17 protein-coding genes are annotated in these 16,430 nt (G+C 60.7%); 14 read left to right on the top strand and 3 right to left on the bottom strand.

The annotated features are described in order from the left end of the window. Window positions 1-44: 44 nt before the first annotated feature. From SynMEDNS5_RS11135 to SynMEDNS5_RS11160, 6 genes are read left to right on the top strand one after another with little or no spacing between them, the layout of a single operon-like run. Window positions 45-1,220: an NAD(P)/FAD-dependent oxidoreductase gene (locus tag SynMEDNS5_RS11135; protein WP_186583434.1), complete on the top strand. Its 1,176-nt coding sequence runs from the start codon at window positions 45-47 to the stop codon at window positions 1,218-1,220. Next, window positions 1,217-2,923, top strand: coding sequence for a GTPase HflX (gene hflX, locus SynMEDNS5_RS11140; RefSeq protein ID WP_186583435.1), 1,707 nt, complete (start codon window positions 1,217-1,219; stop codon window positions 2,921-2,923). Before SynMEDNS5_RS11135 ends, hflX begins: the two co-directional genes overlap by 4 nt. Then, on the top strand, window positions 2,916-4,718 hold the full coding sequence (locus SynMEDNS5_RS11145) for an SLC13 family permease (protein WP_186583436.1): 1,803 nt from the start codon (window positions 2,916-2,918) through the stop codon (window positions 4,716-4,718). Before hflX ends, SynMEDNS5_RS11145 begins: the two co-directional genes overlap by 8 nt. Before the next feature lie 5 nt (window positions 4,719-4,723). Further along, window positions 4,724-6,127, top strand: a complete 1,404-nt coding sequence (locus tag SynMEDNS5_RS11150; RefSeq protein ID WP_186583437.1) for a TrkH family potassium uptake protein — start codon at window positions 4,724-4,726, stop codon at window positions 6,125-6,127. A gap of 24 nt (window positions 6,128-6,151) precedes the next feature. Further along, window positions 6,152-6,856 (top strand): TrkA family potassium uptake protein, encoded by a 705-nt coding sequence (locus SynMEDNS5_RS11155; RefSeq protein WP_186583438.1) that lies wholly within the window; start codon window positions 6,152-6,154, stop codon window positions 6,854-6,856. A 13-nt stretch (window positions 6,857-6,869) separates the two neighbouring features. Further along, complete coding sequence (locus SynMEDNS5_RS11160; protein WP_186583439.1) at window positions 6,870-8,033, top strand: anhydro-N-acetylmuramic acid kinase; 1,164 nt, start codon at window positions 6,870-6,872, stop codon at window positions 8,031-8,033. Here the strand turns inward: SynMEDNS5_RS11160 and SynMEDNS5_RS11165 are convergent, their stop codons facing one another. Further along, a complete protein-coding gene (locus SynMEDNS5_RS11165) occupies window positions 8,034-8,354 on the bottom strand; it encodes a hypothetical protein (protein WP_186583440.1) in 321 nt (106 codons plus the stop codon). A 178-nt stretch (window positions 8,355-8,532) separates the two neighbouring features. Here SynMEDNS5_RS11165 and SynMEDNS5_RS11170 point away from each other — a divergent pair, with 178 nt between their 5' ends. Together SynMEDNS5_RS11170 and SynMEDNS5_RS11175 are read left to right on the top strand one after the other, a co-directional pair. Further along, on the top strand, window positions 8,533-8,847 hold the full coding sequence (locus SynMEDNS5_RS11170; RefSeq protein WP_186583441.1) for a hypothetical protein: 315 nt from the start codon (window positions 8,533-8,535) through the stop codon (window positions 8,845-8,847). Between the two features lie 66 nt (window positions 8,848-8,913). Then, window positions 8,914-9,141, top strand: coding sequence for a hypothetical protein (locus SynMEDNS5_RS11175; protein WP_186583442.1), 228 nt, complete (start codon window positions 8,914-8,916; stop codon window positions 9,139-9,141). On the opposite strand, the gene SynMEDNS5_RS11180 is transcribed toward SynMEDNS5_RS11175, so the two are convergent. Continuing rightward, entirely contained in the window at window positions 9,119-9,289 is a 171-nt protein-coding gene (locus tag SynMEDNS5_RS11180; RefSeq protein WP_186583443.1) for a hypothetical protein, read from the bottom strand. The two genes, SynMEDNS5_RS11175 and SynMEDNS5_RS11180, sit on opposite strands and share 23 nt — an antisense overlap. A 46-nt stretch (window positions 9,290-9,335) precedes the next feature. On the opposite strand from SynMEDNS5_RS11180, the gene SynMEDNS5_RS11185 reads away from it, so the two are divergent. Both SynMEDNS5_RS11185 and SynMEDNS5_RS11190 read left to right on the top strand, forming a co-directional pair. After that, window positions 9,336-11,087, top strand: a complete 1,752-nt coding sequence (locus SynMEDNS5_RS11185; RefSeq protein WP_255440149.1) for an ATP-binding cassette domain-containing protein — start codon at window positions 9,336-9,338, stop codon at window positions 11,085-11,087. A gap of 115 nt (window positions 11,088-11,202) precedes the next feature. Continuing rightward, window positions 11,203-11,382 carry a hypothetical protein gene (locus SynMEDNS5_RS11190; RefSeq protein ID WP_186583444.1) on the top strand — a complete coding sequence of 60 codons (180 nt, stop codon included), beginning with the start codon at window positions 11,203-11,205 and terminating at the stop codon, window positions 11,380-11,382. Here SynMEDNS5_RS11190 and SynMEDNS5_RS11195 read toward each other — a convergent pair whose 3' ends face one another. Next, entirely contained in the window at window positions 11,383-12,558 is a 1,176-nt protein-coding gene (locus SynMEDNS5_RS11195) for a trypsin-like peptidase domain-containing protein (RefSeq protein ID WP_186583445.1), read from the bottom strand. 181 nt (window positions 12,559-12,739) lie between these two features. Here SynMEDNS5_RS11195 and SynMEDNS5_RS11200 point away from each other — a divergent pair, with 181 nt between their 5' ends. The 4 genes from SynMEDNS5_RS11200 (at window position 12,740) to SynMEDNS5_RS11215 (ending at window position 16,410) form a co-directional block, all read left to right on the top strand. After that, window positions 12,740-13,000 carry a DUF2973 domain-containing protein gene (locus SynMEDNS5_RS11200; RefSeq protein ID WP_186583446.1) on the top strand — a complete coding sequence of 87 codons (261 nt, stop codon included), beginning with the start codon at window positions 12,740-12,742 and terminating at the stop codon, window positions 12,998-13,000. 57 nt (window positions 13,001-13,057) lie between these two features. Continuing rightward, window positions 13,058-13,441 carry a hypothetical protein gene (locus tag SynMEDNS5_RS11205; RefSeq protein WP_186585983.1) on the top strand — a complete coding sequence of 128 codons (384 nt, stop codon included), beginning with the start codon at window positions 13,058-13,060 and terminating at the stop codon, window positions 13,439-13,441. A 231-nt stretch (window positions 13,442-13,672) separates the two neighbouring features. Next, window positions 13,673-16,195 (top strand): ATP-dependent helicase HrpB, encoded by a 2,523-nt coding sequence (gene hrpB, locus SynMEDNS5_RS11210; RefSeq protein WP_255440393.1) that lies wholly within the window; start codon window positions 13,673-13,675, stop codon window positions 16,193-16,195. A 68-nt stretch (window positions 16,196-16,263) separates the two neighbouring features. After that, the gene (locus SynMEDNS5_RS11215; RefSeq protein ID WP_011934079.1) at window positions 16,264-16,410 is read left to right on the top strand and encodes a high light inducible protein; all 147 of its coding nucleotides are present in this window, start codon (window positions 16,264-16,266) and stop codon (window positions 16,408-16,410) included. Window positions 16,411-16,430: the final 20 nt, after the last annotated feature.

The following is a 16,430-nucleotide window of genomic DNA, read 5'->3' on the forward strand; positions in this document are numbered from 1 at the left end:
GACCGGGGGCCTGCCTAAGGTTGAAGAAAGAACATGCGGATCCATTGACGCAAGCACCCAATCCGCAGGAGCACCCGATCCTTGTGGTTGGGGGAGGATTTGCAGGGCTATCAACCCTGCAAGCGTTCAGTAGGGTGCATCCCCGACCACCCCTCGTCTTGATCGAACCCCGATCAAGGTTCGTCTTTGTTCCCCTTCTCTACGAACTGCTCAGCGGGGAGCTGCAGGGATGGGAAGTCGCCCCCGACTACGGGCAACTCTTGCAAGGGCGGGGGATCAGTCACATTCAGGACTCGGTCTGCTCCGTCAACTTTGAAGATCACGTCGTCACAACAGCAGGTGGTCACCAGTTGCCTTACAGCCAACTGGTTCTGGCCACTGGAGCAGTACCGGATGACTTCGGAATCCCTGGCGTCCGAGAGCACGCCTTGCGCTTCCATGCCTTGGAAGACCTTCCGCCACTTCATGCTCGCTTGAGGGACCTGCGCAACCGTCCCTCCGGAACAAGCACGCTCGTGATTGTTGGGGCTGGTGCCACGGGCGTAGAACTCGCTTGCAAACTCGTTGACCTGCTTGACGGAGCAGCTCGCGTTCATCTCATCGAACAGGGAGATCAGATCCTCGCTCGCTCACGGGCCTTCAACCGAGAGCAAGCTGAACAAGCCTTGAAAAAGCGCGACATCACAGTTCATTTGAAGACACGCGTTCTCAACGTGGCTCCAAATGCTGTGCGATGGAGTGGTGTTGACGGCGACATGGAACAGCCCCACGACGGTCTGATCTGGACGGCAGGCAGTCGGCCCAACATCCCTGATTTGATACCTTCCGCCTCACCCCATCACAAGCGCCTGCCCGTGGATGGAAGCCTGCGACTGCTTGGCCAACCCGACGTTCTTGTCCTTGGAGACATCGCCAGCCAGCACTCCATCGATGAAGGTCAATCTCCCTGGCCCTTGTCGGCCCAGGTCGCCATCCAGCAAGGGCAAGCCGCGGCCCGCAGCCTTCAGGCACGTCGAGACGGCAACACTCCAGATCCTTTTGTGTTCCAGGATCTCGGTGAAATGCTCAGCCTGGGGATCGGCGACGCCACACTCACCGGTATGGGTGTCACCTTGGCGGGGCCCCTTGCCTTCAAATTGAGACGCTTGGCATACCTCACCCGCATGCCCGGACTGTCCCTTGGTCTGCGCTCTGCTGGGGCCTGGTTGTTCAGTTCTTGAAGCAGGCCCACCTAGCAGGACGCACGCGCGGGCTAAGGCCATCCCAGCTCCGTCAGCTGGAGAGGCTCAGCCACCGGCGTCATCCGCAGAACGCGGGCGCCGATCTGTTCACCCTTGAGCGCCTGGCCGAACTCACCCTCGAACTCAAGCAGTCTCTGCATCTTCTGATCGATGCACGCGGTGTGAGCAGGCTGCTGTGGGTTGGCCCCCTCGGAGAGTCCGACCGGCTTGATGGCCATCTTTCCGGAGGGACGCGACGCCGCCAACGCTGGCGTCTGGTGAGTGCATTGCCAGGCACACAAGGAGTGGATCTGAAACCGGAAGGACGCGACGCCGTCATCGCGATGGATGTGGCCCCCAGCATCTGGCTACGGCTCCAAGCAGCCGCCACCGCCTCGGGAACGCGGCCTGCCGCGCTCTGGCGCACCGATGCCTCTGCCGCGATCGGCTGGCGCTGCGATGCCACGGGCGCGCTGTCTGTGCTTTGTGCAGCTGAGACGACGGAGCCCGTTTCCGAGCTGGCCGCTGTGAAGGGAACCGTCTACTCTCCCCATCAACAGGAGGAACGCGTCCTGCTGCTGACACTGATTGGCTCAGACCCTGACGGCAATGAGCGCGAGCTCGCTGAACTGGAGGGGCTGACACGCAGTGCCGGTGCCTGCCCCGTGGCAGTGTGTCGTCAGCGCCTCGGCCAGATCAATCCACAAACTCTCTGGGGAACAGGAAAACTCCAGGAGGCTGCCGTTGATGTGCGCCGCCATGCTGCGTCTCTCGTGATAACCGACAGGGAACTGACCCCAGTGCAGGCGAGAAACCTCGAGCGGCTTCTGGATTGCCCTGTGATGGACCGCAGCGAGCTCATTTTGGATATTTTCGCCCAGCGCGCCACAAGCTCGGCCGGCCGACTTCAGGTAGAGCTGGCCCAACTGCGCTACAGGCTTCCACGCCTGACCGGCCGCGGTCTCAGCCTGTCGCGCCAAGGAGGTGGCATCGGCACCCGGGGACCGGGGGAAACCCAGCTCGAGAAGGACCGCCGTGCCATCAGCCGCCGCATCGAGCATCTTGGCCGGGAATTGCGGCAGCTGGGGGCGCATCGCGCCCGGCTGCGGCAACAACGCAGCACGCTTCCGAGAGTTGCGCTGGTCGGCTACACCAATGCTGGAAAGTCATCTCTTCTCAATGCGCTCTGTGCCCTTGATCAAGGGCGTGCTGTGGAAGCGAAAAACAGTCTCTTTGCAACGCTTGACCCCACCACCAGGCGGTTGTGCCTTCCGCAGTCAGGCTCTGCACCCAAAGAGCTTCTGATCACCGACACAGTCGGATTCATTCGGGAGCTGCCCGGACCGTTGATGCAGGCGTTCATGGCCACGCTTGAAGAAACCCGCGAAGCCGACCAGCTTCTTCTGGTGGTGGATCTCGGAGATCCCGACTGGCAAGGCCAACTGAGTGCCGTTCATTCCATTCTGAATGGGCTCAACTGCCAGCAACCGCGGCAGGTGATCGCCAATCAAATCGATCGCTGCAAAGCTTCGGAACTCGAACTGATCAGAACTCTTGAACCGCACGCCCTCTATCTGTCAGCAACACAGGGGACAGGATTGAAAGGTCTGCGAGCATGGCTCGAGCAAACGTTCTGGGGGACCTCACCAGAACAAGTCTGCAAAGCCCCCTCCCATCAGACCAGCGCACGCGCCAATGGCTGAGCTCAGTGCCGCTCTTCAAAACGGGGATGCTCAGATCACCCTTGCGGTGCTTGTGCTGGCCGTTGCTCTCTTCATCAGCGGCGTCATCGCCCCCGAGCTTGTGGGGCTTCTCAGTCTGGCGCTCCTGATGATCGGGGGTGTCCTGACACCCCTTCAAGCGTTGGCAGGGTTTGGGAGCCCCGCTTTGATCACACTGATGGGCCTGTTCGCGGTCTCCGCGGCCCTCTTCCGCAGCGGAGCCCTCGATCGACTTCGAGAGCAAATCGCATCCGACCGGATTCGCTCCCCCCGCCGACTGATTGCGCTTCTCGGTCTGGTAGTAGCACCCGTGTCAGGGGTCGTGCCCAACACACCGGTTGTGGCCACTCTTCTCCCAGTCCTGGAGGCTTGGTGCCGGCGACGGCGGGTGGCGCCATCGAGGGTGCTGCTTCCCCTGTCCTTCGCCACGCTGCTGGGAGGGACCCTGACCCTGCTTGGCAGCTCGGTGAATCTGCTGGCAAGCGACATCAGTGAACAGCTTGGATACGGGCCGCTTCAACTCTTCAGCTTCACAAGCATCGGAATTCCTGTGTGGCTCACAGGAGTCGCCTACATGCTCCTGGCCCCCCGTGGACTCCTGCCTGATCGAGGACTCGAGGCCAATTCACTGACGGCCGACCAGAACCTTGAGGGTTACTTCACCGAAGTCACCATCCCAGGCAGCTCAAGCCTTGTGGGTCAAACACTCCGCCACAGCAGGCTGCAGAGGCGGTTTGATGTGGATGTTCTCGAGCTACAGCGGGAGGGAGAACGGCTGATGCCTCCCCTCGCTGATCGCCAACTGGAGGCGGGCGATCGACTCCTGCTGAGGATCACACGCGATGACCTCCTGCGGCTTCAGCAGGATAAAACGGTTTTGTTGGCCGCAGATTCCCTGGCCCACCCCCCTGCGGAAGGGGGACAGACGATGGTTGAGGTTCTGCTCCCCTCAGGCTCGACCCTGGCCGGGGCCAGTCTTCGTGAACTGCGTTTTCGCCAGCGTTACAACGCAACGGTTCTGGCCCTGCGCCGCGGCCAGCAGACCGTGCAGGAGCGACTTGGACAAGCCGTGCTCAAAGAAGGCGATGTGCTCCTGATTCAAGCGCCGGTGGATGCCATTCGAGGCCTGCAGTCCAACCATGATCTTCTCGTGCTTGATGAGCTGGAGAACGACCTGCCAACGGTTCGCCGCAAACCGCTGTCAATCGCGATCACTGCCGGCATGCTGTTGCTGCCAACAATGACATCCATCCCCCTCGTGGCCTCAGTGCTTCTCGCTGTGGTGCTGATGGTGATTGGAGGTTGTCTGCGCTCAGGGGAGATGCTGCGGTCGATCCGTCTGGATGTGATCCTGCTTCTGGGAGCGCTCCCGAGCTTCAGTGTGGCCATGCAGCGCACAGGCCTTGCTGATGGACTGGCCGCCTCCCTGCGTGTGCTTTTGGTGAACTGGCCTGATTACGCCGCCTTGCTTGTGATTTTCCTCAGTACCACGCTGCTCACGGAAGTCCTCAGCAACGCCGCATCCGTCGCCCTGCTGATTCCAGTGGCGACCCAACTGGCCGCCCCCCTCAACCTGCCGCCCCAAGCCCTTCTGCTCACTGTTCTGTTCGGAGCAAGCCAGTCCTTCCTCACACCGATGGGGTATCAGACCAATCTGATGGTGTTCGGACCGGGGCGTTACCGCTTCTTTGACGTGGCCCGCTACGGACTGGGACTCACAGTTTTGATGACTCTGCTCGTGCCTTGGTTGATCCTCAACCAGATGGGGGGAGCATGAAGCCGATGCCTCTGCCCAAGGCCATTCACCGAACCCAGGCCTGGTATCGACGCCTCTCCGTAGCTCAGTTCACGGTGGTGACGGGCCTGCTGGTGATCACCACCGGAACGTTTCTTCTGGCAAGCCCCGTTTGCTCTGCCACCAATGTGGGGCTCTGGGAAGCGCTGTTCACAGCAACGTCCGCCGTCACGGTGACTGGACTGACGGTGATCGACGTCGGTCGCGATCTAACACCCTTCGGCCAAGGGGTGTTGGCTTTCATGATCCTCGTGGGCGGGCTGGGATTAATGGCCATCACCACCTTTCTGCAGGGGTTCGTGGTGCGTGGGGCCTCTCTTCGCCGGCGACTGGATCGGGGGCAGACACTGGATCAATTCGGCGTCGGCGGTATCGGCAGCACCTTCAGAAGCATTGCTCTCACGGCAGCCGTCCTGATCCTGATAGGAGCTGTTGTGCTGTACACCTTCGGATTCTCAGATCTGCCTGCGGGAGGTTCCAGGGCCTGGGCGTCTCTTTTTCACAGCATTTCGGCCTACAACAATGCAGGCTTCGGCCTTTGGAACGACAGCCTCGAGGGCTATCGGACCAATCGCGCGGTCAATGCGGTGATCATGCTTCTGATCGTGTTGGGAGGCTTGGGATGGCGGGTGACCAACGATCTCTGGAGCAACAGGCAACGGCTTAAGCGCCGGAACCTGAGTCTTCACACCAGGCTCGTGCTCCGCACATCAGCACTCCTGATCCTGATCGGCATGGTCGGACTGACGCTGACTGAATCCCTCTCCAAAGGCCACATCCTCACCACCATGGGCTGGCAGGAGAGAGTGATGAGTACCTTGTTCGGCTCAGTGAGTGCGCGCACAGCAGGTTTCACCACAGTGCCTCTGTCGATCCAGAGCATTTCGGATTCAGGCCTGCTGCTCCTGATGACGCTGATGTTCATCGGCGCCAGTCCCGGAGGGACTGGCGGGGGCATCAAAACCACCACGGTGGCTGCATTGATGGCCACCACCCGCTCCACCCTTCGCGGCCACGATGATGTTGTGATCCGTCATCGCCAGATTCCCGACAAGGTGGTGCTGAGGGCCGTGAGCATCACGGTGGCCTCCCTGCTGTTCGTGCTGATGATGGCCTTGCTGCTCGCTCTGATCAGTGACCCCACGGGCGAAGATCCGCTGTCGTTTTTGGAACTGATGTTCACCTGCATCTCTGCCTTCGCCACGGTGGGCCTCGATCTCGGCGTGACCGAACAACTCGGTCACCTTGGGCAGCTGATCTTGGTGGTGGGTATGTTCGTAGGTCGGCTCGGCATCCTGCTGTTGCTCAGCGCCATCTGGGAAAGCTTCGAGCGCGACCAGATCCAACGCCAGAATCGTGTTGGTTATCCCCGTGAGGATCTGTATGTCTGACCGAGGTTCCTTGGAGAGGCTGTCATGAGGGACTGGTGGAATTGGTCGCAGTCCACCGAAAGCGATCCACAGAGCTTCGGGATTGTCGGCGTCGGGCGTTTCGGGAGCGCGGTCTGTCGTCAGCTGATGCAGAACGGCGCTGAAGTGCTGGCCGTCGATCGCTCCTCCAAGGCGATTGAGGAACTGCGCCAGCTCGAACCCTCCATCGAAGCGCGGGTGGTGGATTGCACCGATGAGGAGTCACTGCGTGAAGCAGGCATCCTCGATATGGACATCGTGGTGGTAGCCATCAGTGAACCGATCGAAGCCAGCATCACGGCCACTCTGATCGCGAAGGACAGCGCAGGAACCCGGGTCCGCCAGGTGATTGCAAGAGCCACAAGCGATCTGCACGAGAAGATGCTGAAGCGTGTTGGCGCTGATCGGGTGGTGTTCCCCTCACGGATGCAGGGTGAACGTTTGGGGATCGAGCTTGTTCGCCCCAATTTGATGGAGCGGCTGGAACTCGATGAGCATCACTCGATTGAGGAGATCAAAGTTCCTGAACGCTTTGTGGGCCGGTCACTGCGCGATCTGAATTTGCGCAAAAACCACAGGGTGAACGTTCTTGCTGCTGGCCCTGCAGGGGAACTGCTGGTGAATCCGCCCGCCTCGCACATTCTTCTGAACGGCCATGTGCTGGTCGTCATGGGCCTCACCGAAGACCTTCAGAATCTTCCACGAACCTGAGCAGCTCTCGATCATGCGCGTGCTCGGCTTGATGAGCGGTACCAGTGCCGATGGGGTTGACGCGGCGCTCGCGCAGTTCAAGGGCAGACCTGAGGCCCCGGACTGGGCTCTGCTGAACACCGCATCGGTGCCCTACCCCCCAGGCCTTAAACAGCGACTGATTCGCATGGCCCAGGGTGAACCCACCAGCGCCTGCGATCTCCTGGAGATGTCCGAAGCCGTGACTGAGATGCAGGCGACAGCAGCCCATCTCTGCGATCCTGAGCGCTCGGCCTCCTTGCTGGGCTGCCATGGCCAGACGATTTGGCACCGCCCCCCTGCTCCTGCAAGCAAGCAGTCGAAAGAGTCCAGGCGCCGAGGCTCCAGTTGGCAGATGCTCCAGGCTCCACTCCTGGCGCACCTGAGCGGTCAACCGGTGATTCATGACTTCCGAGCCGCCGATCTTGCGCTTGGAGGTCAAGGCGCACCCTTAGTTCCCATGGCGGATGCCGCTCTGATGGGTCGCATCGATGGCTGGCGAGGGCTCCTGAATCTGGGTGGCATCGCCAACATCACGCTGATCCCACCAAACGCCGGGCCAGATCGCCAGCGCTCTGTACTGGGCTGGGATTGCGGTCCTGCCAACACCTTGATGGACCTGGCCATGACCCGCCTCAGCCAAGGGCAGGACACATTCGACACGGATGGAGCGCTGGCGGGCCGCGGGACCGTTTCCGAGGAGACTCTCGAGCGATGGCTTCAGGAACCTTATTTCCTGAGCTCGCCGCCGAAATCCACTGGACGGGAAGTGTTCGGGCAGGAGGATCTCAACCGGCGACTCCAACAGCTGGCAACCCAGGCACCCGCAGATCAGCTGGCCTCCCTCACCGCCTTCAGCGCCGCTGTGGTGGCACAGGATCTACGCCGGCTGGCATCGACAGGCCAGCCTCTGCCTGTGGAGCTGCTGGTTGCGGGCGGGGGCTGCAGGAATCGAACCCTGATGCGGCAGCTCAGGCAGCGGTGCCTTGGGGTGCACGTTCGCCCGAGCAGTGAATTGAATCTCCCCACCCAGTTCCGCGAAGCACTCGTCTTCGCGCTTCTGGCCTGGTGGCACCACTGCGGGCACCCCGGCAACGCTCCTGCAATTACTGGTGCATCGAAGTCAACTGTTCTCGGGCTTCGGGCCGACCCTGCCTGATCAGGCGCCCGGGCCATTGGGGCGATACAACCGCACCCTGCGAGGCGCCCCTCGCAACCGCCTCGGCTGCTGGGCCTCGAGGGCTGAGCGCAGACGATCGGTCGGAGATTGAGGAGGTGCAGACGCGCTGGGGCGAGGGGCAGCTTCCCCCTGCTCCAAACGCTGAACCCCCTGCTGAATCAACACCTTGGCCATGTTGCTCACGGTGCGGGATTCCTGTTCGGCAAGAGCCGTTAGGCGCAGGCAGAGATCTTCCGGCAGCACCACCTGAATTCGTGGCGACTTCGGCTTCCCGCTGGATGAAGTTTGGCGGGTTGCCACGACCGCAAAGGCAGAGCTACTGAAAAGTGTACAGAGATGCGCAAGGATAGTATCCAGCACTATGCTGCTGTCATCGATCCGACCCCTGACGCGCGATTCATTCACCGGTTCATCTCAACGGTTCATCTCAACGGCTCATTCATCTGCCCTCCCCTCTCGACGTTCAGCCAGGACTGCCATGCCCCGTTCCACCAGCCAGGCCACCAGCACCCGCCAGCCGACGCCTCGCAGCAGGCGGACAGGCGGGACTCGCCGGACCCGTCGTGCCGCTGAAAACAGTGATGTCCTGGTCTCTGCAGTCATCAGCACCTACCTGCTGACCCATTTGCACCATGTTCTTCAGCGCGCTGAATACGGCGCCGTTCAGGAAGGACGTTCATCCCAGGCAGCCAATTACGCCCAGTTGCGCAAAGTTCTCTGCATGGATGCCCGCAGCATGGAAGACGCCTCAGCGGCAGGCCTGAAGGAGGCGGATCTCGACCAAGCCGCTTAAACAGAATTTGCGGTTTTGGGCTGATCCACGCGGCGTGAATACTGTGCGGTGAGACATGGGTGTGCCATGGGCAACGCAGCCGCGCTCTACGAACGCATCGAAGGTGATCGTGATCTCACCCGTTCACTCTTCCGGCAGGCACTACAGAACCCTGCTGGAGCCATCGACGCCATCTGCGCGATCGGTGAACAACTGAGGCTTCCGGTGACAGCCGACGAGGTGAAGGCTCACATCAGCAATCTTGATGATGACCTCAGCAAGCAGTGGCTGGTCAAAGCGAGAGGGGGGCTTTGACCGGCACGGAAGCCTGAGGTGCGGGCGACGGATCCACACGACGTTCACGCGTGCCGCCACCGCCTGCCCAACTAAAGAACAACCAGTAACTCACCAGAGCCAACCCTGCAGCGACAACAAGAGCTGCCACCTGCTCAAGCCTCCGCATCACCGCCGCCTCGTCGATCCCCAGTCTGCCCTCACCCCGGCACGGGATGATGAGTGCATCTGCCTTCGCCCCTGTGCTGCGACTTGAGCGCGTCAGCAAGATCTATCCGACGGGGGAGGTGCTCCGTGATGTGACCTGGGAGGTGAAAGACGGCGACCGCATTGGCCTTGTCGGCGTGAACGGCGCGGGGAAATCCACACAGATGAAACTGATCGCCGGGCTGGAGGAGCCCACTAGCGGTCAAATCGTTCGTCAGGGAGAACCGCGAATCGCCTTTCTTCAGCAGGAATTCGACGTGGACCCCGAGCGAACGGTTCGTGAAGAGCTGTTCCAGGCGTTTGGCGAAGCAGCGCAGGTGCTGCGTGAACAGAAACAGGTGGAGCTGGCCATGGCATCCGAGCAGGCTGCCTCCGATCCAGAGCATCTCGACCAGCTCATTCACCGCCTCGGGGCCCTTCAGACCCGATTTGAATCCCTGCACGGCTATGAGCTGGATGCTCGAATCGACAAACTGCTTCCCACCATCGGCTTCACAGCAGAAGCTGCCGAACGGCTCGTGAAGGACTATTCCGGTGGCTGGCAAATGCGCATCGCCCTCGGCAAGATCCTCCTCCAAGATCCAGATCTGCTGCTTCTCGACGAGCCGACCAATCACCTGGATGTGGAAACGATCCAATGGCTGGAGGACTACCTCAAGACGCAGACCGCGGCCTTGGTGGTGATCAGTCACGATCGAGCCTTTCTCGACCAGGTCTGCAATCAGATCGTGTCCACCGAGCGGGGAATCTCCCGCGCATACCTGGGGAACTACACAGCTCACCTCGAGCAGAAAGCTCTTGAACAGGAGGCCACCCAAGCTGCGTTTGATCGCCAGCAGAAGGACATCGCTGCCCAGCAGGCCTACATCGACCGCTTCCGCGCCAGTGCCACCCGCAGCACCCAGGCGAAAAGCCGGGAAAAACAGCTTGAGAAGGTGGATCGCGTGGAAGCACCGATCGAATCAGTCGCAGGGCCAAGCTTCCGCTTTCCCCCGGCACCTCGTTCCGGAGCCCAGGTGGCTCTGATCGACAACCTCACCCACAGCTATGGAGACAAAATCCTCTTCCTTGGCGCTGAGCTTGAAGTGGAGCGAGGGGACCGGATCGCCTTCGTTGGGCCTAATGGTGCGGGCAAATCCACTCTGTTGCGCCTGGTGATGGGGCTGGAAACGCCTGACGAAGGGGCCGCCACCCTTGGCGAACACAACATCGTGGCGAGCTATTTCGAACAGAACCAGGCGGAGGCGCTGGATCTCGGTAAAAAAGTGATCGACACCATGTTCGAAGCCGTACCGGACTGGACACAGACCCAGGTGCGCTCTCTTCTCGGAAGCTTTTGCTTCAGCAACGACAGCGTCTTCAAAGACGTGGGACAGCTCAGCGGCGGCGAGAAAGCACGCCTGGCCCTGGCCCTGATGCTTCTTACCCCCTGCAATCTGCTGGTTCTCGATGAGCCGACCAACCACCTCGACATTCCTGCCAAGCAAATGCTGGAGGACGCACTCTGTGCCTACGAGGGGGCAGCCCTACTCGTGTCCCACGACCGATATTTCATTTCCCGGGTCGCGAACCGGATCGTGGAACTCCGCGATGGAGAGCTTGTGCTCTACCGGGGGGATTACAACTACTACCTCGAGAAGAAAACGGAGGAGCGCCAAGCTACCGACGAGGCATTGCAGAAGGCGGAGCAGGAGGCCAAGCGCCAAGCCAAACGCGACAAGCAAAAAGAGCGCGATAGCCGTCGCAAAAAAGTTGCATAACGCAGCAATTCGACACGGCAAGGTGAAACTTCACGAACAGCTAGGAAGGAAGACTCATTTCCCTTTACCCACACAGAACGTGTGCATAAGCTGACATTACTGATCCCGGCAGCTGATGACACACCAAGGAACCCTGCCCGCCGGCCTCCCCCAGAGCCAGGCCAATGGAGCGGACCATGAACAGACCTGGGATGCAGTTGAAACCTATTTCGAATGCATCACCACGTGCAATCTCGACGACGGCGAATGCATTACGCGCTGTGTCGAGCAGCTGCGTGATGCTGATGAGGATTGATCAGCGCATCTTCAGTGCGCGCATGTCCACAGGCGTCACCGTGATGGGAACCGAACGGCCCTGACGCTCGACCCGGAGCTCCAGAGGTCGCCCCACTCCACTGCGGTCGATCGCTGTCACCACCTCGGCAGGGCTCTTCACGGCAACACCTGCCACGGCCACGATCACATCATCCACCTGCAGCCCCCCCCGTGCGGCAGGACCACCGGAAACGACGGAGCGAACGACGGCTCCTGGAGGTGTTCTGCCTCCGGGAGTGGATGCAGGGATTGAGGAAAGACCAATTCCGACCATCGGATGGCTGGCACGCCCCTGCTCGACGAGCTGCATGGCGATGGTCTTGGCACGGTTGATCGGGATCGCAAATCCCAGGCCAGCGCCCGGTCCTGATCGCACAAGCGTGTTGATGCCCACGACCTCTCCATTGGCATTGAGAAGGGGGCCGCCTGAGTTTCCTGGATTGATGGCTGCATCCGTTTGGATCAGATCCAGGCGTTTGCCCTGAATTCCCAGCTGGGACACATTGCGATTGAGATTGCTCACAATCCCCAAGGTGACCGTGTTCTCAAGCCCGAAAGGATTGCCGACAGCAATCGCCCAATCTCCAACACGGAGCTGATCGGAATTGCCGAGCGGTGCCGTTGGCCAGCTGCTTCCACCCTCCAGTTTCACCACAGCCAGATCCGTCACGGAATCTTGCCCCACCACCTGACCAGACACACGACGGCCATCTGGAAGACCCACCATCACCTGGTCGGTGTTTTCCACGACGTGTGCATTGGTCAGGACGAGGCCCTGGGCATCAAAGATCACACCACTTCCCTGGCCGCGCTCAACACGAGAGCGGGGAGAAGCCTGACCCTGCAGACCGAAAAACCGTTGAAAGAAGGGGTCCATCAGCAGCCCCTGTGGAAGGCCATTGCCTGTTGATGTCCTCACCGTGCGTTGGGTCTCGAGTGTGACGACGGCAGGACCGCTGCGAGCCACTGCTCCGGCAACAAACGATTGAGAGGACAGCACAGATGAAGGCGCTGGGACGGCCTTCGCAGGTCTGGCCCCCCATGGCCCCACCAAGGGGCCAAACAATGACGCCGTCACCATCAGAGAAATCAGGCCACTCCTGTTGCTGACGCGTCGCGCCGAAATCCGAAGAGCGGAAGGATCAGCCACAGCCATGGGCGGAGGGGCGTTGAATCTTGCATTTGACCGTAGGGAGCAATCCCGGGACAGGCCAGAGGGAAGCCCGACCGTTTCATGACCGGATGCGACCGGCGGGATTGGAATGATGCCGCTTTCTGCTGTCTGCAGCGATGATGAACAGGGAGGACCGCCCCCGATTGCCATTCAGGCTTCCGCCATGCTGAGTAGTCTTTTTCCACTGATTTATGGACTGATCTTCCTGGCCCTGCTCTGGCAGGCGTTCAAAGTGATGGGTCGGGGTTTCAGTGCAGCAGGACGGCCGCTTAATGCACCTGCAAGCCGCAATGATCGAACTGGAAAAGTGACCATCCATCCCGAGCTACTGGATGGCGAAGGCCGCCTGACCGAAGAAAATCTGCTGACGGTTCGTTTCAGCGACGACGACGAGGGAGAACCTGCTGATCGCTCTGGTGAATAAGTTGGATGGATGAGCTGCAAGACGGCTCGTTTCGGACTCGTAGGGGGGAACTTCCTGGTGGACCAAAGAACACGGATCGTTGCTGCAGTGATCAAATCCGTGAAGTTGCCGCCGCGTTTCCGGCTTCGCCTTCTCAAAGAGGATCCCGTTCGGCTGGAACTGAGCCTGACACCTGCCTACGGCAAAGATCCCGTGCAGGTTGGCCTGGTTGAGTCTCTCGACCTCGTGGCCCGCAGGGATCGCGAAGGACGCATCCCGAGAGACCTTCAGGGGACATGGGACTGGACGGTGCGCCATGGGCAGGTGAGCACCGGTGGCTGGAACCCTTATCTGAAGGAAGCCCTTCAGACCATGTTTGAAACGGGACTTCCAGCCATCGTTTACGAAGAGCTCACGGGAGAGGAGTATCACCCTGTGGATGGCGCCAGACACGTGCGTTGACCATTCGCACGATCTGTGAAGCCCTGCAAAGCGGAGCTGGTGCAAAAAGACGCATCGGACTAGAACAGAGTCACTTCGGCCTTTAAGGTTTTCTTCATGGCCACACTCCGTTTTCGTTTCGCGCCTCTTGTGCGCCTCCTCGCTGCCATGGGAGCACTCAGCAGCCTTCTCCTACTGGGAGTTCTCGAGCTGTTCAGCTAACGGGAGCAGCCCCTGACGGGTCCCTTCCCCATCGATTCCCTGCTGCCGGAGCTGCAGTCCCTGCTTGTACCAGGGGCCACCGTGATCCTGCAGGCTCCTCCAGGAGCTGGAAAAACCACCCGCGTTCCCCTGGCGCTGATCGGCGAGCTTGCCGATGGCGCATCCATGGAGGGCAAGATCCTCCTTATTGAGCCCAGGCGACTTGCAGCGAGGGCAGCAGCAGCTCGTCTTGCGGACTCTCTCGGCGAACCCGTCGGCGGACGCGTGGGTTACTCGGTACGAAACGAACAAAGGCGTTCCCCAAAGACCCGCATTGAAGCCATCACCGATGGCTTATTTCTGCGCAGGCTTCAGGCACAACCCGACCTCCCAGGGGTGACCTGTGTGATCTTCGACGAGTTTCATGAGCGTCGTCGCGACAGCGACGTGGCCCTGGCACTGCTACGCGAGGCGAGGGACCTGCTCAGGCCGGATCTGAGGGTCCTGCTGATGTCGGCGACGCTGCAGCTCGGTGACCTCAGTCGACAGTTGGATGGAGCCAGGACCCTGCGCAGCGAGGGACGGGCCTTTCCCGTCGACACCCTCCACTGTCCACCGCGCAACCAGGAGTCCCTGGATCTGCATGTGCTCCGCGCGCTCGAGGCGGAGCTGGCTTATCTCGAGAACGAACGGCTCATCAGCACCCATCCCCCGGTTGTTCTGGTGTTCCTGCCGGGTCTCAAGGAAATCGACCGCTGCCTCAGGCGGATCAAGGGCTCTAACCGGCTGCAGGACTGGGAGAGCATTCCCCTTCACGGCCAGCTTTCTCTCAGTCAGCAGTCCTACGCACTTCAACCCTGCAATCGCGAATGGGATGGCCGTGTGGTGCTCGCCACATCGATTGCTGAAAGCTCACTCACCCTCGACGGCGTTCGACTGGTGATCGATGCCGGCATGAGCCGTCACACACGGTTTGATCCGGGCACGGGCATGGAGGGGCTGGAGACCATCCCGGCAAGTCAAGCCAGTGCTGATCAACGACGGGGGCGTGCGGGTCGACAGGCCCCAGGACGCTGCATCCGCCTGTGGTCTTCTGCTGATCAGCAGCGACGCCCTGTGCAGGATCTACCCGAACTCCAACGGGCCGATCCACAGCCAACCCTGCTCGATCTCGCCCGCTGGGGAGCTGGATTAGGGGAGGACTTGGCATGGCTTGAACCACCTCCGCAAGCCCTCTTTCTTGAAGGGCGTCAGCAGCTGCAGCAGCTCGGCCTCATTGATCCAGAAGGGCAGATCACCAAAGAGGGTCGCCATGTGGCGACGTTCGGCGTTCATCCCAGGCTGGGGTTGATGATGGTTGAAGCCCGTCGCAGGGGGGTCGAGCAGCTTGGCTGCGATCTCGCAGCCCTGTTGAGCGAACGAAATCTCCCTGGCATTCGCTCTGAAGGGTGCGACCTCCTTCGTGGGCTTCAGACACTCCGGCAATCAAAGCGGCGGGGGGAAACAACAGGTTCTGCCGCCATCCTTCAGCAGAGCAAGCAATGGCAAAGGGAGCTGGACAGGCTCTCGGACATTCCCCGCAGCACCTCCCCGCACGAGGCATGGGACTGGATGGCTGGACTCCTGGTGGCCAAGGCTTTCCCCGAATGGCTAGCTCTCGCTCGCGACCAACGCCCAGGGAAGTTTCTGCTGAGGCAAGGACGAGGAGCAACCCTTCAAGACGACGATGCGTTGAGCCATGCCGAAGCGCTCGCCGTGGCTCAGCTCGATCTCAGTGGTCGCGACGCACGGATCCGCCTGGCCATCCCCATGCCAAAGAGCTGGCTTGAAAGCCTCGCTGAAGCCGACGGGCAGTGGCGGGAAGACGTCGACTGGGACGACCGCCAACAGAAAATCCGCGCAGAACGAATTCTGTCTCTCGGCGCTCTTGAGCTGAAACGTCAGCCTTGGCCCAAGCCTTCAGCCGAGGCCATTAGCGATGTCTTACTAGAACGGCTCAGGCGTGAGGGGTTAGTGCTCTTGCCCTGGAGTCAACACAGCGAGCAACTCCGCCGACGGCTTCAGCTGGCCCACGCGCGCATCGGCACACCTTGGCCATGCCGCGAGAAGCCCTTTCTCCAAAATCATCCAGAGCATTGGCTCAAAGAAGCAAGCCTGGAATCCCGCAGCTGGGGGGAGCTGAATGAAGCGAGCCTGATTGAGGCCCTCTGGGGAGACATTGCGTGGGGCTTTCGGCGCAATCTTGATGCGTTGCTGCCCACAACAATTCGCATCCCGAGTGGGCGCGATGCGGCACTGACGTACGAAGAGGATGGGGTCGTTCTCGCCGTGAAGCTTCAGGAGATGTTCGGCTGCACAGACAGTCCTCGCCTGCTGAGTGGACACCTTCCGATCACCCTGGAACTGCTCTCTCCTGCGGGCCGCCCCCTTCAGCGCACCGGAGACCTGCGGGGATTCTGGGAGGGCAGCTATCACGACGTTCGCAAGGAGATGCGTGGTCGGTACCCCAAACACCCATGGCCTGATTCCCCAGCGGATGCCGTTGCAACGCGCAAAACCAAAAATGCCTCGTGATGTCGCCATAGCGACAGTCAATAAAAGTCAACCCTTTGTTACATTGGACCCGTTAGGGACTTTCCAACATGTCTGACTCCGCACAACCCCGCTTCGGCTTCGTCAACTTTGCTGAAACCTGGAACGGCCGTCTGGCCATGCTCGGTTTCGTAATCGGTCTTGGCACCGAGCTGCTCACCGGCCAGGGCATCCTGACCCAGATCGGCCTCGGCTGATTTCAGCGTCAAGCTCCAAT

The organism is Synechococcus sp. MEDNS5, assembly GCF_014279875.1.
GTDB lineage: Bacteria > Cyanobacteriota > Cyanobacteriia > PCC-6307 > Cyanobiaceae > Synechococcus_C.